This is a genomic window from Mesorhizobium subarcticum, from assembly GCF_055456085.1.
Genome location: NZ_CM144237.1, coordinates 3,543,053 through 3,560,155 on the forward strand (window position 1 = coordinate 3,543,053; position 17,103 = coordinate 3,560,155).

General features: G+C 64.8%; 13 protein-coding genes. 5 read left to right on the forward strand and 8 right to left on the reverse strand.

The genetic code is table 11. The features are described 5' to 3' along the window. Both ACZYHG_RS17345 and ACZYHG_RS17350 read left to right on the forward strand, forming a co-directional pair. A complete protein-coding gene (locus ACZYHG_RS17345) occupies window positions 1–3,168 on the forward strand; it encodes an efflux RND transporter permease subunit (protein WP_464609589.1) in 3,168 nt (1,055 codons plus the stop codon). Between the two features lie 11 nt (window positions 3,169–3,179). Continuing rightward, entirely contained in the window at window positions 3,180–4,670 is a 1,491-nt protein-coding gene (locus ACZYHG_RS17350) for an efflux transporter outer membrane subunit (protein WP_464609590.1), read from the forward strand. A gap of 138 nt (window positions 4,671–4,808) precedes the next feature. On the opposite strand, the gene ACZYHG_RS17355 is transcribed toward ACZYHG_RS17350, so the two are convergent. Beyond that, entirely contained in the window at window positions 4,809–5,213 is a 405-nt protein-coding gene (locus tag ACZYHG_RS17355) for a host attachment family protein (protein ID WP_464609591.1), read from the reverse strand. Window positions 5,214–5,464: 251 nt separating this feature from the next. Between ACZYHG_RS17355 and ACZYHG_RS17360 the strand changes: the two genes are divergently transcribed. Further along, complete coding sequence (locus ACZYHG_RS17360) at window positions 5,465–6,550, forward strand: sensor histidine kinase (RefSeq protein WP_464609592.1); 1,086 nt, start codon at window positions 5,465–5,467, stop codon at window positions 6,548–6,550. A 183-nt stretch (window positions 6,551–6,733) separates the two neighbouring features. Beyond that, a complete protein-coding gene (locus ACZYHG_RS17365; RefSeq protein ID WP_464609593.1) occupies window positions 6,734–7,615 on the forward strand; it encodes an EamA family transporter in 882 nt (293 codons plus the stop codon). Between the two features lie 112 nt (window positions 7,616–7,727). Here ACZYHG_RS17365 and ACZYHG_RS17370 read toward each other — a convergent pair whose 3' ends face one another. Continuing rightward, the gene (locus ACZYHG_RS17370; protein ID WP_464609594.1) at window positions 7,728–8,015 is read right to left on the reverse strand and encodes a hypothetical protein; all 288 of its coding nucleotides are present in this window, start codon (window positions 8,013–8,015) and stop codon (window positions 7,728–7,730) included. Window positions 8,016–8,819: 804 nt separating this feature from the next. Between ACZYHG_RS17370 and ACZYHG_RS17375 the strand changes: the two genes are divergently transcribed. Then, a complete protein-coding gene (locus tag ACZYHG_RS17375; protein WP_464609595.1) occupies window positions 8,820–9,101 on the forward strand; it encodes a hypothetical protein in 282 nt (93 codons plus the stop codon). 162 nt (window positions 9,102–9,263) lie between these two features. On the opposite strand, the gene ACZYHG_RS17380 is transcribed toward ACZYHG_RS17375, so the two are convergent. The 6 genes from ACZYHG_RS17380 to ACZYHG_RS17405 form a co-directional block, all read right to left on the reverse strand. Then, window positions 9,264–11,576 (reverse strand): xanthine dehydrogenase family protein molybdopterin-binding subunit, encoded by a 2,313-nt coding sequence (locus ACZYHG_RS17380; protein WP_464609596.1) that lies wholly within the window; start codon window positions 11,574–11,576, stop codon window positions 9,264–9,266. Further along, entirely contained in the window at window positions 11,573–12,547 is a 975-nt protein-coding gene (locus ACZYHG_RS17385) for an FAD binding domain-containing protein (RefSeq protein ID WP_464609597.1), read from the reverse strand. Before ACZYHG_RS17385 ends, ACZYHG_RS17380 begins: the two co-directional genes overlap by 4 nt. Then, complete coding sequence (locus ACZYHG_RS17390; protein WP_464609598.1) at window positions 12,544–13,017, reverse strand: (2Fe-2S)-binding protein; 474 nt, start codon at window positions 13,015–13,017, stop codon at window positions 12,544–12,546. The genes ACZYHG_RS17385 and ACZYHG_RS17390 overlap by 4 nt, the downstream gene beginning before the upstream one ends. Before the next feature lie 105 nt (window positions 13,018–13,122). Beyond that, entirely contained in the window at window positions 13,123–15,381 is a 2,259-nt protein-coding gene (locus ACZYHG_RS17395; RefSeq protein ID WP_464609599.1) for a xanthine dehydrogenase family protein molybdopterin-binding subunit, read from the reverse strand. Continuing rightward, complete coding sequence (locus ACZYHG_RS17400) at window positions 15,371–16,429, reverse strand: FAD binding domain-containing protein (protein WP_464609600.1); 1,059 nt, start codon at window positions 16,427–16,429, stop codon at window positions 15,371–15,373. Before ACZYHG_RS17400 ends, ACZYHG_RS17395 begins: the two co-directional genes overlap by 11 nt. Then, window positions 16,426–16,923 (reverse strand): (2Fe-2S)-binding protein, encoded by a 498-nt coding sequence (locus ACZYHG_RS17405; protein WP_464609601.1) that lies wholly within the window; start codon window positions 16,921–16,923, stop codon window positions 16,426–16,428. The genes ACZYHG_RS17400 and ACZYHG_RS17405 overlap by 4 nt, the downstream gene beginning before the upstream one ends. Between the last annotated feature and the right edge of the window lie 180 nt (window positions 16,924–17,103).

Consider the following 17,103-nt stretch of genomic DNA (forward strand, 5'->3'; position numbering starts at 1 on the left):
ATGTCAGCATTCTTCATCAACCGGCCGATCTTCGCCTGGGTGATCGCCATCGTGATCATGCTGGGCGGCCTGCTCGCGCTCACCACGCTGCCGATCTCGCAATATCCGCAGATCGCGCCGACCACGGTCAACATCAGCGCCACCTATCCGGGCGCCGATGCATCGACCGTCGAGAATTCGGTGACCAAGGTCATCGAGCAAGGCATGACCGGCATCGACAATCTCGACTACATGACCGCGACCTCGACCTCGACTGGCTCTGCGTCGATCACGCTGACCTTCACCAGCTCCGCCGATCCAGACACCGCCCAAGTGCAGACGCAGAACAAGCTGCAGCTGGTGCAGTCGCAGCTGCCGCAGGTGGTGCAGAGCAACGGCATCACCGTCTCAAAATCCTCGACCGGCTTCCTGATGGTCATCGGCTTCGTCTCCAGCGACGGCAAGATGAACTCGACCGATCTGGCCGACTATGTCGATTCAACCATCAACGACACGCTGAAGCGCGTCGAAGGCGTCGGTTCGACGCAGCTTTTTGGCTCTGGCTATGCCATGCGCATCTGGCTCGATCCCGACAAGCTCGCCAAATACACGCTGATGCCGAGCGACGTGGCGTCGGCGATCGAGGCACAGAACACGCAGGTTTCGGCCGGCCAGCTCGGCGGCCTGCCGGCGCGCAAGGGCCAACAGCTTAACGCCACCGTGACAGCCAGGAGCCGGCTGCAGACCGCCGAACAGTTCCGCAACATCATCCTGAAGAGCCAGACGGACGGTTCGCTGGTTCGCCTCAACGACGTCGCCACCGTCGAGCTCGGCGCCGAAAGCTATACGACGCAGGCCAGATATAATGGCCAACCGGCGGCCGGCGTCGCCGTCAACCTGGCGACCGGCGCCAACGCCATCAACACGGCGGAAGCCGTGCGCACGACGATCAACCGGCTGAGCTCGACCTTCCCGCAAGGCGTCGAGGTCGTCTACCCCTACGACACCTCGCCCTTCGTGCGGCTGTCGATCGAGGAGGTGGTCAAGACGCTTGCCGAGGCGATCGTGCTGGTGTTCCTGGTGATGTTCATCTTCTTGCAGAATCTGCGGGCAACGATCATCCCGACGATCGCCGTGCCGGTGGTGCTGCTCGGCACATTCGGCGTGCTCTCCTTCTTCGGCTATTCGGTCAACACGCTGACCATGTTCGCCATGGTGCTGGCCATCGGCCTGCTGGTCGACGACGCGATCGTCGTGGTCGAGAATGTCGAGCGCGTGATGCAGGAGGAAGACCTGTCGCCGAAAGAGGCGACGCGAAAATCGATGAACGAGATCACCGGCGCGCTGGTCGGCATCGCCACCGTTTTGTCGGCGGTGTTCGTGCCGATGGCCTTCTTCGGCGGCTCGACCGGCATCATCTACCGGCAGTTCTCGGTGACAATCGTCTCCGCCATGGTGCTGTCCGTGCTGGTGGCGCTGGTGCTGACGCCGGCGCTGTGCGCCACCATCCTGCGTCGGCCCAAGGACCATGCCACGCAGACCGGCCCGTTCGGCTGGTTCAACCGCGTCTTCGATCGCGGCACGACGGCCTATCGCGACGGCTCGCACGGCATCATCAACCGGTCATGGCGCTTCCTCGTCATCTTCCTCGCCATCGTCGTCGCCATGGGCTGGATGTTTGCCCGGCTGCCGAGCTCGTTCCTGCCGGAAGAGGACCAGGGCATCCTGATCACCAGCGTGTCGCTGCCGGTCGGTGCGACGCAGGACCGGACAGAGCGTGTGCTGGCTCAGGTGACCGACCACTATCTCAAGGAGGAAAAGGACGCTGTCCAGGGCGTCTTCACCGCTTCCGGCTTCGGCTTCGGCGGCGCCGGGCAGAATGTCGGCATTGCTTTCGTGCCGCTGAAGGAATTCAGCCAGCGATCATCGCCGGCCCTGGCGGCGCAAGCGGTCGCCGGCCGCGCCATGGGCGCCTTCCGCAAGATCAGGGACGCGCAGGTCTTCGCGCTTGCTCCGCCCGCGATCCAGGGTTTTGGCAACACCAACGGCTTTGATTTCTACCTGCAGGACGTCAATGGCGCCGGCCATGACGCGCTGATCCAGACGCGCAACCAGCTTCTGGGCCTGGCCGCGCAGAGCAAGGTGCTGGCCAACACGCGCCCCAACGGCCAGGAGGACCAGCCGCAATTCTCCATCGACATCGACCAGGAAAAGGCCAGCGCGCTTGGCGTCAGCCTCTCCGACATCAACAACACGCTGTCGAGCGCCTGGGGCAGCGACTATGTCAACGATTTCATCGATCGCGGGCGGGTGAAGCCGGTCTATATGCAGTCGGACGCGAATTTCCGCATGCAGCCGGAAGATCTGGACAAATGGCAGGTGCGCAATGCCAGCGGCGCCATGGTGCCGTTCTCGGCCTTCGCCTCCAGCCACTGGACATTCGGTTCGCCCCGGCTTGAACGCTACAATGGTTCGGCGGCGGTCGAAATCCAGGGCGCGGCGGCCACGGGCGTGAGCTCCGGTGCGGCCATGGACGAGATCGACAAGCTCGTCGCGCAACTGCCTGCCGGATATTCGCACGAATGGACCGGGCTGTCGCATCAGGAACGGCTTTCGGGCAACCAGGCGCTGTCGCTCTACGCGATCTCGGCGCTGGTCGTCTTCCTGTGCCTGGCAGCACTCTATGAGAGCTGGTCGATCCCGTTCGCGGTCATGCTGTCGGTGCCGATCGGCATCTTCGGCGCACTTTTGGCGGCGACGATATTCGGCCAGACCAACGACGTCTATTTCAAGGTCGGCTTGCTGACCACGATCGGCCTGGCCGCCAAGAACGCCATCCTCATCGTCGAGTTCGCCATCGAGCGGCAGGCGGCCGGCATGGGGCTGGTCGAGGCGACGCTGGAGGCGGCGCGACAACGTCTCAGGCCGATCCTGATGACGTCTCTGGCCTTCATCCTTGGCGTCACGCCGCTGGCGATCGCCAGCGGCGCCGGTTCGGGCGCGCAGAACTCGGTCGGCATCGGCGTCATGGGCGGCATGATCGCGGCGACCGTGATCGGCGTGTTCCTGGTGCCGCTGCTGTTCGTCACGGTGCGGCGCATCTTCAAGAGCGGTGCGGCCAAGCAAGATTCTGGGCAGGATACCGGGCAGGGCACCGACGAGAAGCCGGCGACGGCCAACCAGCAATAAGGAAACTTTCCATGACAGGTTTTGAACGTGGCCCGGTGGCCGCGGGGCGGCTCATTGTGCCCATGATTACGGCTGTTTTTCTCACCGGATGCGTCGTTGGTCCGGATTATCAAACGCCCATCCTGCCGATGCCGGCAAACTGGAGCGGGCAGAAGCCGACGAAATCCGCCCAGCCGGCGCAGCTGTCGCAATGGTGGCAGCGCCTGCGCGATCCCACGCTCGACACGCTGGTCGAGGAAGCGGTTGCCGGCAATCTCGATGTCGCCACCGCGAAAGCCAAGATCCGCGAGGCGCGCGCCAGCTACCGCCAGAGCGCCGGCACATTGCTGCCGTCCCTGGACGGCTCCGGGTCGGTGACGCGCAACAAGTCGGCCGAGACCACATCGGGCGCCAATTCCATCTACAGCGAATACCAGGCCGGCTTCGACGCCAGCTGGGAACTCGACCTGTTCGGCGCCAACCGCAGGGGTGTGGAAGCCGCACGCTACGGCGTGGATGCGTCGCAAGAGGAGTTGCGCTCGACGCTGCTGACCCTGGTTGGCGATGTCGCGTCCTATTACACCCAGGCGCGCGGCGACCAGGCCCGCATCGCGCTCGCGCGGCGTTCGGCCGTGTCGCAGCGGCAGACCGCCGAACTCACGCGCACCATGTTGCTGGCGGGGTCGGCAACGGCGGCCGATGTCGCCAAGGCGATGGGGCAGGCGGCCAGCACCGAGGCAGCGGTGCCGACGCTGGAAGCAAGCTATGCCGAGGCGGTGCATCGTCTCTCGGTGCTTACCGGCCGGCCGCCGGCCGCACTCGTCGAGCGGCTGAAGCGCGGCAAGCCGATCCCGTCGCCGCGTTTGCCGATGCCGACCGGGATCCCGGCCGACATCCTGTTGTCGCGCCCCGATGTGCGCATGGCCGAGCGGCAATATGCGCAATACACCGCCAAGGTCGGCCAGGCCGAGGCGGCGCGCTATCCCTCGGTCAGCCTTACGGGAAATATCTCAACGGCGGCGCTCAATCTCGGCGATCTCGGCAAGAATTCGTCCATCGGCTGGTCCTTCGGGCCGTCGCTCAGCGTGCCGCTGTTCAATGCCGGGCAATTGCAGGCGGCCGCCGATGTCGCCCGCGCGCAACGCGACCAGTATTTCATCGCCTATCGCGCCTCGGTGCTGACCGCGCTCGAGGATGTGGAGAATGCGCTGGTGCTGATGGCGCAGGAGCGCATCCGGATCAGCAAGCTCGCCTCGTCGGCCAAATCCTATGGCGAGGCGGCAAGTCTCGAAGGCACGCTCTACAAGGCCGGCGAGACCAGCCTTCTCGATGTGCTCGACGCGCAGCGCTCGCTCTATTCGGCCGAGGATTCACTGCTGCAAAGCCGCGTCCTTTTGGCCACCAACTACATCGCCCTCAACAAGGCGCTGGGCGGCGGTTGGGATGGCGCGGTCGACAGCGCCAAGCCCGAGATCGTCGATGTCAAGACGGGGCCGCGCCTGGCGAAGATGACGGGACAATAACGAATTGCCGTCGAGCGTGTTCGCCACCGACGACATCATGCCGCGAGCAATCAAGCGGAGTGCTTTCGCCAACTGCTCGCGGCGAGAGACTTTTCAAGCATTGATTATGCAGGGATCGTCCGCGGTTAGATTGACCATTCAGGCAGCGGCAACGACTTTCTCGATCTCCTGCGCCGAATGCCCGGTGAGATCCTTTGCGATCTCGCCAACGAGCACCGCCGACAGTTTCTGATGGTAGTGCTTGCGCAGTTCCCCAAGCGTTCTGGGAGCAGCAATGACGATCAGGTTGGCGATTTGACCGCCGAGCACTTGCCGGTTGAGAAGCTCGGCTGTTCCTGCCGCGAAGCTGTCTTCGTCGATCTGACTGTTGTCTGGATTGGCGGAGCTGCTTTGATGACGCGCGCCGGACCCCTTGTTGTCATTCGACACGTCTTCCACTTCCGACGCTGTCAGCTTTGGATTGGCTTCGTCGCCTGAGTTGCGAAACAGATTGAGCTTTTCTCCGTCCGCTACTGCAACGGTCGCGCCTTTGGGAATATCCATGGTCGATCTCCAATTGCGCCAGTCGCTGACCAAATCCAACACGTGGCCTGCTGACGTCAGGCTAAACGCCCCAACTTGGCATGGCGTTCCATGGACTTGCCTCCAACGTGTTGAGTTCAATGCGCGTCGCGGCCGCATGGTCTGCGGGACATGAGCTGGTCGCTGGGCAGCGACGGCGCCACGCTTTGGCGATAGCGACCTGATCGCATCGCTGATATTGATGGCGCCCAAGCATAGCACAGGCGCCGCAGATGACATCCGACACACAGAAGGCCGAAGCGGTCGGGCAGTTGCTCGATACGCCGGACCTTGCCAACGCGCTGGAAAGCGAACAGTTCAAGAAATTCCTCGACCAGGTGCCGATCGCCATTGCCGTCTCGGACCTCGGTGCGAAGGAGCGCGTCGTCTATGCCAATCCGGAATTCGAGAAACTGTCAGGCCTGAAGGCAGCCAGGCTTGCCCAGAAGCACTGGGCCGCACTCGCTGGAACCGGTCTGCACCAGCACAAGGACCGCGCGCTGTCCGAGGCGGTGGTCGAGGAGACCGATTTCGTCGGCACGTTCCGGCTGGAGCGGGCCGAAGACACGCCGGCGATCGTCGACGCCTATTCCAACGTAATCGAGGACGACAACGGCAAGGTCTGCTTCCGGCTGGTGGCGCTGGTCGACGTTTCGGCCCATGGCGAGGCCGAGCAGGCGATGTCGGTCGAGGAACGCGTGCGGGAGAAGGACACGCTGCTGCGCGAATTGCAGCACCGGGTGAAGAACAATCTGCAGATGATCACCGCATTGATCCGGATGGAAACGCGCAACGCGATGGAGCCGGACCAGAAGCGGTTCGAGAGGCTGGCCGGCCGCGTCGACGCGCTGGCAATCCTCTACCAGACGCTGTCGGGCGACGATCACAAGGACGAGGTCGATCTCGGCGTCTATCTCAGCCAGATCGCGTCGGCGGTGATGAACTCGCATGCGGTCGAGGGCATTCGCCTCGACATGAAGGTCGATACCTATCCGGTGTCGGTCAACGTCGCCATGCCGACCGGGCTGGTGGTGAACGAGCTTTTGACCAATGCGCTCAAACATGCCTTCAAAGGGCGCGACGGCGGCACGATCACGCTGCATAGCATCGTTAACGGCGATGGCTGCCGTATTGTCGTCGCCGATGACGGCATCGGCCTGCCGGAAGGCGAGACCTGGCCCAAGCCCGGCAAGCTCGGCGCGCTGATCGCGCGTTCGCTGACCGAGAACGCCAAGGCGGAATTCGACGTGAATTCGAGCGCCAGCGAGGGCACGCGGGTCACCATCGCCTTCAAGCGCTCGGTTGCCGCCACCGCTTAGGCAGGCAGCCCCCAACCAATGCCGTGAATGGCCGGAAGGGCATTCCTCGACTTCCGGACCGATTCCAGCGCTTGCCCCAGCCGACTGCTTGGCGTGCCTCACGACAGGCCTGCCCGGGGAGGCCATAGCTGCCAGCCGTGCCGCCGGTCGCGCGGATGCCCGGCATGGAAGGATGAACCCCAAGTGACATCGACGCCAATTGCCCATCGTGAAGCGGCGCCTTTGCCTGTCGCGGCGCTGATGGGGGCCATGGTGTCGATCCAGATCGGCGCCACTTTCGCCAAGACTTTGTTCCCGGTGATCGGCGCGCAAGGCACGACGACGCTGCGGCTGGTCATCGGCGCGCTGATGCTGGTCGCGGCGCTGCGGCCCTGGCAGATGCGGCCGTCGCGCGCCACCTTGCCGTGGCTGGTCGCCTATGGCGTGACGCTGTGCGCGCTCAACCTCCTGTTTTATGCGGCCCTTGCCAGGATCCCGCTCGGCGTCGCGGTGGCGCTCGAGTTTTCCGGTCCGCTGCTGGTGGCGACGCTGACCTCGCGGCGCGCCAGCGATTTTGCCTGGATCGCGCTCGCGGTGGCCGGCATCTTGTTGTTGTCGCCCTTCATCCATTCGTTGCAGCCGCTCGACCCGATGGGCGTGATGCTGGCGCTGGCGGCCGGCGGCTTCTGGGCGCTCTACATCGTGCTTGCCCAGAAGGCGGGCGCCGAACTTGGCACCCGCACCACCGCCTATGGCATGGCGATCGCCGCCGTGCTGGTGCTGCCCTTTGGCGTGGCGCAGGCGGGAACGGCGCTGCTGGCGCCGTCGATCCTGGTCAGCGCGCTGCTCGTCGGCCTGTTTTCGAGCGCACTGCCGTTCTTCCTGGAGATGGTGGCGCTGACGCGCATGCCGGCCCGCATTTACGGCACGCTGACCTGCCTGGAGCCGGGACTGGGGGCGCTCGCCGGCTTCCTGTTCCTGCACGAGAGCCTGACCGCGCCGCAACTGGCCGGCATCGCCGCCGTCATCATAGCTGCCGCCGGGACCGCGCTGACGTCCAGGCCGCCAGTGCCGTCGCCGGAGTAGGGGCAGCCCTGCGGACCGGGCTGCTCTAACTCTTTGTTTTCACGCAATTTCCTAGGCAAGGCGCGATGCGCTTTTGCCGGGAGAACCGTTTCACACTTTTCCTGGAATTGCTCTAGTTGTTGCAGGCCTTGGTTGGATCCGGCTTCCATTCGGCGGCTTCGAGCGGCTTGCCCTCCATGCAGATGGTCATTTTGCTGCTGATGGTGCCGGTCACGGTTCCATAGGTGTCGATGGCCGGTTTCGGCTTGGCAGAGGTAATCTGGTAAGTCTTGTCGCCGTCCTGCAAAATGATGCAGCCGGCTTCAGTGCCGGCTCTTGCACAACCCGATGCTTTGACCTGCTCGGCCTGTGCCACGCCGAGACCCTGGAACAATCCCAAGGCCAGAACGGCAAATGCCATCTTGCTTCGTGCATGCCTCATCGTACTTCCTCCCGCTGCCCGATAAGATACTTGCAGTCATACCACAGCCGGGCTTCAGGCGCGCTACGCAGCTCCGTCGGGGAACCGTTGGCCGGCAATCCGTGGAAGCGAATATGACTGCGCCTCTTGGAGGACAATCGTCATTTGGCGGAGATCGTAGGGTGATCGGGTGGCTCCGCGGTCAAAGGCGGCCCGCGACCATCTGCGAAACCTGGCGGCGGCCCAATTCACGCTAGCACCGATTGGCGAGCGGTCGTTAAATTCTTTGGGTGCCGCTTAACGCATCCACGATCAATGTTTGCTATCAGTCGCCTTGTTATGAAGGCCCTGGCTGACGTGCGAAAGTCTCTTTTCGTCCTGGCGACACTCTGCGGCGCCTGCTTTCCCGCGTTCAGTGACCAATCAAAGGCCGATAGTAAATGGCCGTCTCTTGTCTTCTTTGGGGCCGGCGAAAATCAGAAGATTTATTCTTCTCTTTATTTCAGAGGGCAAGAAGGCAAAATCCCGTCTGAACCGATGAACGGCAATAATTCAGGCAACGGTGCGAGTGGTTCAGGAGTTGTACAGCCTGGTCCTGTCAGCAGCGATACCCGCGGAACCGGGAAGTTTGTGAAACCATATTTTTCGAGCGGTCGGCGCTGATCGGCTCCAATCAGCGGCAACGCAAGGCGGCTAGCGATTGAACGCTGCCCAGCCTTCGCCGATTTTTGCCCCCGCTCGACTTGCCTCAAGGTTGGTGATCTGGTGGCCGCCTCGGCGCGACGCGGAAAGGCGTATATTCCAATGATCGAAACCATCTTTTCCAGCGCAGCGGCCATTGCTGGTATCGTGTCAGCCCTCTGTTGGGTAAAAGCGGCAAATTCAGAGATCCCCGCACCCGAGGGATACGGTGTTGGTGCTCTTTTCGACGGCGGCCTGACGGTGAGAAATGCGAAAGGAACCATCATAGATTTGCACGAAACCTATCGTGCCCAGGCGAGATGGAACGGTTATGCGGCTTATTCTGCAGCCGCTACTGCACTTTTTGTGGCCATGGCAGCGGCAAGCGGCGTTGTCAAGATTTGAAGACCAATACCCCGCCTATAGGCAGATCGGCCCACAGTGCGTCTCAGTTCATATCGATTGTAGGCAACAGCTTCCCAATGGGGGAGCGGTTGTGTTGTACACCTCGGCCCCCTCCTGTCTCCTTCGGCAACCCCCAAAAAGGGGGAGTTCGGCCCTGCATCCTCAGATCAGCTTTTCCAGCGTGATCGGCAAATCCCGCACCCGCTTGCCTGTCGCGTGGAACACCGCGTTGGCGATGGCCGGAGCGACACCGACAATGGCGAGTTCGCCCACACCCTTGCCGCCGAGCACCGAGGAATGCAGGTCGGGAATGCCGACCGAGATTACCTCGATGTCGGGAATGTCGGCATTGGTCGGCACGAGGTAATCGGCGAGGTTGTTGTTGACGATGCGGCCGTGGCGGCGGTCCATGATGCCTTCCTCCAGCAGCGCCTGGCCAATGCCCATGATGATGCCGCCCTTCCACTGGCTTTCGGCGAGTTTCGGGTTGTAGAGCCGGCCGGAATCCAGCGCCGACACCACGCGCGACACACGCACCGTGCCGAAATCCTCGTCGACGCGCACCTCGATGAAATGCGCGCACCAGGAGTGGCGGGAATAGTCGCCTTCGGTGTGCGGCACCGACATGGCGATGGTGGTGTAGTTCTTGTAGCGGTCCTCGGCTGTCGAATTGGCCGGCATGGTGTCGCCAGTCGCCTCGATATGGTCGCGGCCGACGCTCTTCAGCAGTTCGGCGATCGAGACATCGGGGCCATCGCCGCGCGGCGAGGCGATGCGGCCGTTGGCGACGACCAGCGTGTTGGCCTGCAGCGCGTGGAAGGGCGAGCGCTGGTCATTGATCGCCAAGCCCACCAACTGGTCGAGCGCCGAGGTCGCGGCCTTGTAAACCGCTCCCGTCATGACGCCGGCCAGCCGCGAGCCACCGGTGACGCCAGCGCGGGGAAAGCGGGAGTCGCCCAGCTTCACCACCACGTTGTCGGCCGGGACGCCGACCGTCTCGGCGGCGGTCTGCGCCAGGATGGTGTAGGTGCCCTGGCCCATGTCGATCGAGGAGCTTTCGACCTCGACCGAGCCGTCGGCCAGGATGCGCACGATCGCCTCGCCATAGGCGCGCCGCACCGGATAGGTGCCGGCGGCGACACCCCAGCCGATCAGCTGGTTGCCGTCGCGCATCGAGCGCGGTTCGGGCGAGCGCCTGGCCCAGCCAAAACGCTCAGCGCCTGCGGCAAAAGCCTCGCGCAACTGTCTGGTCGACCAGGTTTTTTTGGCGTGCGGGTCCTGCTCGGCATAGTTCCGCAGCCGGATCTCCAGCGGGTCGATGCCGACCTCATAGGCAAGCTCGTCGATGGCGCTTTCGATGCCGAAGGCCGAGGGGTTTTCGCCCGGCGCGCGCATGGCGCCCGGCACCACCGAATTCACCCGCACGACATTCTGTTTCGAGGAAAAATTCGGCGTCGCGTACATGATCGAGGTGACCGAGCCCAGCGGCTCGACCCACATGCCGTCGATCGATGTTTCATTGACGCCGCGATGCACGATCGACTGGATCACGCCGTCATGGCCGGCGCCGATCGTCACTGTCTGCCGCGTCGCGGCACGGCCGCCATAGCCGGTGAAGGTTTGCGGCCGGGTCATGACCAGCCGGACCGGCCGGCCGAGCATCTTGGCCGCACTCGCGGCCACCGCGCCGTGGCTCAGCGCCAGCGCCTTGGAACCGAAGCCGCCGCCAATATAGGGCGAGACCAGCCGGACATTTTCGAACGGTATGCCGAACCATTCGGCATAGGTGCGGGCCATGCCGTCGAGCCACTGGCTCGGCTCCCACACGGTGAGATGATCGCCTTCCCAGCGGGCGATCAGGCCGTGCGGCTCCATCGGCGCCTGGTATTCGCGCGGCGTGTTGTAGGCGGCGCAGATCCGCACGGGTGCTGAGGCGAAGGCGGCGGGCGCGTCGCCCCATTCCTTGGTCATGGCGTCGATCGGAATGCCGTCGCCGGCCTTGCCGTCGCTGAGGTCGACGATTGCCGGCGTCTCGTCATAGCTGACCTTGACCAAGGCAGCGGCGGCGACCGCCTGCTCGAACGTTTCGGCAACGACAGCGGCGACATGCTGGCCCGAGAAGGTGATGTCGCGCGCCAGAGGGCAGTAGGTTTTGTGGGGCGACGGCGTGCCGAACCAGTCGGAGGCGCCCTTGAGGCTGATGATGGTGTCCGGCGTGAGCACCTTGAGCACGCCCGGTGCTGCCTCGGCCGCTTTGGTGTCGATCGCGCGCACCTTGCCTGAGGCGATCGTGCTTTCGACCAGCACGGCATAGGCGAGGCCTTCAAGCTGTTGCTCGACGGCGTATTTGGCGGCACCGGTGATCTTGGCCGGGCCGTCGACGCGTGACAGCCGGCCGCCAACGGCTTCCGCCAGCGCGCCGTCGGCGGCGTCGCCCCGTTTTGTTTCACCAACTCTGATGTTGTGAACGGTCATGCCGTCTCTCCCAATTTGAGGATGGCTCTAGCTACGACGCGCGGCGCGAGCTCGATCTTGTAGTGGTTGGCGCCATGGTCGACGGCGCCTTCGACGGCGAGCCGGCTGGCGGCGCGGACTGTTTCCGGTTCCAGGACCTTGCCTTTCAGGGCGTCTTCCACGGCCCGTGCCCGCCATGGTTTTGTCGCGACACCGCCGAGCGCGACACACAGGTCGCGGATGGTGCGGCCATCGGCTTCGAACTCGATGCCGACCGCGGCACTTGCGGCGGCGAATTCATAGGATTGCCGATCGCGGATCTTCAGATAGGTCGAGCGGCGGGCAGCGGCGGATGAGGGGATTTCAATCGAGGTGATCATCTCACCCGGTTCGATGGCGTGTTCCCTGTCGGGCGTGCTGCCGGGCAGCAGGAAGAAGTCGTCGACCAGGAGCTTGCGTTCGCCGAGATGAACTGTTGCGTCGAAGGCGACCAAAGCGGTGGCGAGGTCGCCGGGATACATGGCGATGCAGGCCTCGCTGGTGCCGAGCACGGCGTGGCCCCTGGTGACGCCGCCGATCGCCGAACAGCCGGAGCGCTTGTTGCAAGCGGAAAAATTCGAGGGATCGCGGAAATAGGGGCAGCGCGTGCGCTGCATCAGATTGCCGCCGATGGTCGCCATGTTGCGGATCTGCGCCGAGGCGGCTTGCCACAGTGCTTCGGAAATGGCGGGGAAATGGCTCTTGATGTCGGCATGGTCGGCGATGTGGCCCATCTTGGCCAGCGCGCCGATGTTGGCGCCGCGCTCATTCACTTCGATCCGGTCCAGCCCCTTGAGATGGGTGATGTCGACCAGGCTGTCTGGCTCGGCCACGCCGCATTTGGCGAGGTCGATCAGCGTGGTGCCGCCGGCCAGCAGCATGGCGCCGGGCAGGGCGGCCGCCTGGCGTGCCGCATCGACTGAGCCGGGGCGAAAATAGGAAAAATCCCTCATGATGCGACCTCCAGCGCTGCCTGGCGGACAGCGGCGACAATGTGCGGATAGGCGCCGCAGCGGCAGAGATTGCCGGCCATGTATTCGCGGATTTCCTCGTCCGAGCCGGCGTGGCCCTCGCGGATGCAGGCCACCGCCGACATGATCTGGCCTGACGTGCAATAGCCGCACTGGAAGGCGTCCTGCTCGAGGAAGGCAGCTTGCACGGGATGCAGTTCGCCCTCCCGTGCAAGCCCCTCTATGGTGGTGATGGTGCGGCCTTCGGCCTGGGCTGCCAGCGTCAGGCAGGCCAGCACGCGCTCGCCGTCGATGTGAACGGTGCATGCACCGCACTGGCCATGGTCGCAGCCCTTCTTGGTGCCGGTCAGGCCGAGCCGGTCGCGCAAGGCGTCGAGCAGGGTGACGCGTGGTTCAATTTGGAGGTCGTGATGGCGACCGTTGATGTCGAGATGTACTGGGATTTTTGTCATGGGCGTCGGGCTCCAGTTGCTTGACGCTGGTGGGATTATTTCATCTTGGACAGGTGGAGGCCCACCTGTCCGTCCGGTGCTTTCGCTCCGGGCGTTCGCGACTTCTCAGGCCAGCAGATCCTCGATGCGGATCGGAAAGCGGCGGGGCCGCACGCCGGTTGCATGCCAGACGGCGTTGGCGACCGCGCCTGCCGTGCCGGTGACGCCAATTTCGCCGACGCCCTTGATGCCGAGCGCGTTGACGTAAGGGTCGTCCTCATGGATCAGGATCGCCTCCACCGACGGCACGTCGGCATTCACCGGGACGTGGTATTCGGCGAGGTTGGCATTCTGGATCCGGCCCGAGCGCCGGTCGATGATGGCTTCCTCATGCAGCGCGAAGGAGACGCCCCAGATCATGCCGCCATAATACTGGCTGCGCACCAGCCTGGGATTGATGACCCGCCCGGCGGCGAAGGCGCCGACCAGCCTCGTGACGCGGATCTGGCCGAAATCGGGATCGACCTTCACCTCGGCGAAGACGGCGCCATGCGCGTGCTTGGCGTAGGTCTCCTGGGACGCTGCGTCCGGAGCGCCCTTGCCATGGCCTTCGATCTCGGTGAGGCCCGCGCGGGTCAGGATCTCGGCATAGCTTTCGCTCCGGTTCTCGTCGTCGCGGCGATACAGCCGGCCGCCGCGCGCCACAACGCCCTCATTGCCGGCGCCGAACAATGGCGAGGCCTCATTGCCGGTGGCGAGTTCGGCGAGCTTGGCGATGACGGCGGCGCCCGCATTGTGGATCGCCATGCCGGCCGTCGCTGTGTGGCCGGAGCCGCCGGCAATGCCTGCGTTGGGCAGATCCGAACTGCCGGCCCTGAAATCGACCTGGTCGATGTCGAGCCCCAGCCCGTCGGCGGCGATCTGGGCAAAAGCGGTCCAGGCGCCTTGCCCCATGTCCTGCGCGCCGGTCTCCATCAGGCCGCTGCCATCGGCCTTCAGCACCGCACGCGCCTCGGCCTGGAACATGAGGGCCGGGAATGTCGCCGTGCCCACGCCCCAGCCGGTGAGGAAACCGTCGGCGTCGCGCATCAAGCGGGGCTGCAGCGGGCGGCTCGCCCAGCCGAATGCCTTCGCAGCCTGGCTGTAACATTCACGCAATGCCTTGGACGAAAACGGCTTGCCGGTCATTGGCTCGACCTCGGCATAGTTCTTCAGCCGGAATTCCAGCGGGTCCATGCCGCAGGCGTGAGCGGCCTCATCGATGGCGCTTTCCAGCGCGATCGAGCCGGTGGCTTCGCCGGGCGCGCGCATGAACAGAGGCGTCCCGGTGTCGAGCCGCACCGCCTCATGCGAGGTGGTGATGGCTGGGCTGGCATAGAGCGTGTGCGAGGCGTCAGCCGCCGGTTCGAAGAAATCGTCGAAGGTGCTCGACGTGGTCTTGGCGTGATGGTCGATGGCCGTCAGCTGGCCCTCTCCATCCATGCCCATGCGCAAGGTCTGGCGCGTCGGCGCGCGGTGGCCGACCGGGCCGTACATCTGCTCGCGCCGCAGCACCAGCTTTACGGGGCGGCCAACGAGGCGCGCCGCCAGGACGCCCAGCACCTGCGGCCCGGAAATCATGCCTTTCGAACCGAAGCCGCCGCCGAGGAAGGGACTGCGGATGTGGATGTTTTGCGGCGCGATGCCGAACAGGCCGGCTATGCGGCCCTGCGCCATGGCAAGGCCCTGGCTTGGCGTGTCGATCGACAGCTTGTCGCCATCCCAGGCGGCGACAATGGCATGCGGCTCCATGGCGTTGTGGTATTGGGCCGGCGTCTCGTAGGTGGCCTCGATCCGCGTCCTTGCCGATTTGAGGCCGGCCTCGACATCGCCCTTGTGCTGCACCGCCGGATTGCCGACGCCGACACCACGCGGCACGAAGCTTTTGGCGTCGTCGAGACCGACGCGTGCCGGCAGCGCCTCATAGCGCGGCGAGAGCAGTGCCGCGCCTTCGGTCGCCGCTTCCAGCGTCTCGGCGATCACCACGGCGATGCTCTGGTTGGGGTAGCGAACCTCTTCGTTCTGCAGCAGGTCGAGCCGGAACATGAAGGGATGGTCCTTGGCATCCGGGTCGGCGGCGAGCGCCGGCCGGTTCCTGGGCGTCATCACCTCGACCACGCCCTTGTGCGCCTTGGCCGCCTCGACATCGAGCGAGGCAACGCGACCACGCGCGATGCTGGAGACAGCGAGCACGGCGTAGAGCATGCCGGGCGGATGGTTGTCGGCCGCGTAGCGGGCGGCTCCAGTGACTTTCAGGAAGCCATCGCGGCGGGTCAGCGGCTGGCCAATGCTGGAGCCCTGCCTGGTATGGGCGGGTTGCTGGTTGAGACTGAGTTCAAGCGTCATGGCGCGCTCCGGGAATGGAGGAAAAGGGGGATGCAGGCAGGGCTGGCAGCCGTTCGGGCGTTCCCGCCTGCGCTGATGCCAGCGCTCGGACCACGATGCGGCGTGCAAGCTCGATCTTGAACGCATTGTCGCCGGAGGGGCTGGCATCGGCCAATGCGGCATCGGCAGCGCCGGCGAAGGTCGTTTCATTGGCGTCGGCACCAAGCAGCACGGCTTCGGCCGCACGCGCCCGCCACGGCTTGGCCGCGACGCCGCCCAGCGCCAGCCTTGCGGCGCGGATCTTACCGCCGTCGACGACAAGTGCCGCGGCGGCCGAGACGACGGCGAAAGCATAGGAGGTGCGCTCGCGGATTTTCAGGTAGCGGGCATTGGCGGCGAAGGAGGCGGCCTCCGCCGGCAGGCGCACGGCGACGATCAGGTCGCCGGGCTCCAGCGCATTCTCCCGCTGCGGCGTTTCGCCGGGAAGCAGGTGGAATTCCTCCAGCGTGACATGACGCCGGCCCTTCTTGCCCTCGATCTCGACGACGGCGTCGAGCGCCACCAGCGGCACGCAGAAGTCCGAGGGATGGGTGGCGATGCAGGCATCGCTCCAGCCAAGCACGGCGTGCAGGCGGTTCTCGCCCCCAAGTGCCGCGCAGCCGGCGCCTGATACACGCTTGTTGCAGGCGCTGGCGGTGTCGTAGAAGTAGCTGCAGCGCGTGCGCTGCAGCAGATTGCCGCCGACAGTGGCGGCGTTGCGAAGCTGCGCGGAGGCGCCCGACAGCAGCGCTTCCGCCACCATCGGGTAGGCCTTGGCGAATGCCGCGTCATGGGCGAGATCGGCGTTGCGGACCAGCGCGCCAATGCGCAGGCCGCCATCCTCCAGCCTTTCGATGCGGTTGAGTTCCGGCAGCCGCGAGATGTCGACGATGCGCTCGGGGCTGGTGATGCCGCCCTTCATCAGGTCGAGCAGATTGGTGCCGCCGGCGAGATAGGCCGAACCCGGCTCGGCCGCCGCCGCGATGGCGTCGGGAATGGAGGCGGGCCTGATGTAATCGAAGTCTCTCATGCCGCGGTCCTCCGGTCGGATTTGGCAAGTTGCTCCTGGGCTTCCAGTACGGCCTCGACGATGCCGCCATAGGCGGCGCAGCGGCATATGTTGCCGCTCAGCCCCTCGCGGATGCGTTCGGGATCGTCGCCGGCCTGGCCCTCGGCGATCAGGCCGAGCGTGCTCATGATCTGGCCGGGCGTGCAGAAACCGCACTGGAAGCCGTCGTGGGCGATGAAGGCGGCCTGCACCGGATGCAGCTCTTCACCCTGGGCGACGCCTTCGATGGTCAGGACATTGGCGCCATCATGGCTGACCGCCAGCGCCAGGCAGGAGTTGATGCGCTTGCCGTCGACCAGCACCGTGCAGGCGCCGCACTGGCCGCGGTCACAGCCCTTCTTGGTGCCGGTGAGATCAAGCCGCTCGCGCAAGAGGTCGAGCAGGGTGACGCGTGGATCGACCTCCAGCTCGTGTCGATGGCCGTTGATGGTGAGCGTGATGGGAAGGCTGGTCATGGGCGTCTGGCTCCAAGTTTGCTTGACGCGGATGGGGCGGATGGGGCGGATGGGAATGAACTGGTGCCTTGCCGGAGAAGGGCAAGGTGACCTTATGGTCAGGTGCTGGCGGGAGTGGAGGTGATAGCGGATCTCCCCAGAGACAGGAGGGCAGGGGAGATGTCGGCTTGCAGGTTCGAA

What these genes read in the sequence shown, in the direction of transcription:
- ACZYHG_RS17345 (WP_464609589.1), top strand. Translation starts at nt 1, where the DNA reads ATGTCAGCATTCTTCATCAACCGGCCGATCTTCGCCTGGGTGATCGCC.
- ACZYHG_RS17350 (WP_464609590.1), top strand. Translation starts at nt 3,180, where the DNA reads ATGACAGGTTTTGAACGTGGCCCGGTGGCCGCGGGGCGGCTCATTGTG.
- ACZYHG_RS17355 (WP_464609591.1), bottom strand. Translation starts at nt 5,213, where the DNA reads ATGGATATTCCCAAAGGCGCGACCGTTGCAGTAGCGGACGGAGAAAAG.
- ACZYHG_RS17360 (WP_464609592.1), top strand. Translation starts at nt 5,465, where the DNA reads ATGACATCCGACACACAGAAGGCCGAAGCGGTCGGGCAGTTGCTCGAT.
- ACZYHG_RS17370 (WP_464609594.1), bottom strand. Translation starts at nt 8,015, where the DNA reads ATGGCATTTGCCGTTCTGGCCTTGGGATTGTTCCAGGGTCTCGGCGTG.
- ACZYHG_RS17375 (WP_464609595.1), top strand. Translation starts at nt 8,820, where the DNA reads ATGATCGAAACCATCTTTTCCAGCGCAGCGGCCATTGCTGGTATCGTG.
- ACZYHG_RS17380 (WP_464609596.1), bottom strand. Translation starts at nt 11,576, where the DNA reads ATGACCGTTCACAACATCAGAGTTGGTGAAACAAAACGGGGCGACGCC.
- ACZYHG_RS17385 (WP_464609597.1), bottom strand. Translation starts at nt 12,547, where the DNA reads ATGAGGGATTTTTCCTATTTTCGCCCCGGCTCAGTCGATGCGGCACGC.
- ACZYHG_RS17390 (WP_464609598.1), bottom strand. Translation starts at nt 13,017, where the DNA reads ATGACAAAAATCCCAGTACATCTCGACATCAACGGTCGCCATCACGAC.
- ACZYHG_RS17395 (WP_464609599.1), bottom strand. Translation starts at nt 15,381, where the DNA reads ATGACGCTTGAACTCAGTCTCAACCAGCAACCCGCCCATACCAGGCAG.
- ACZYHG_RS17400 (WP_464609600.1), bottom strand. Translation starts at nt 16,429, where the DNA reads ATGAGAGACTTCGATTACATCAGGCCCGCCTCCATTCCCGACGCCATC.
- ACZYHG_RS17405 (WP_464609601.1), bottom strand. Translation starts at nt 16,923, where the DNA reads ATGACCAGCCTTCCCATCACGCTCACCATCAACGGCCATCGACACGAG.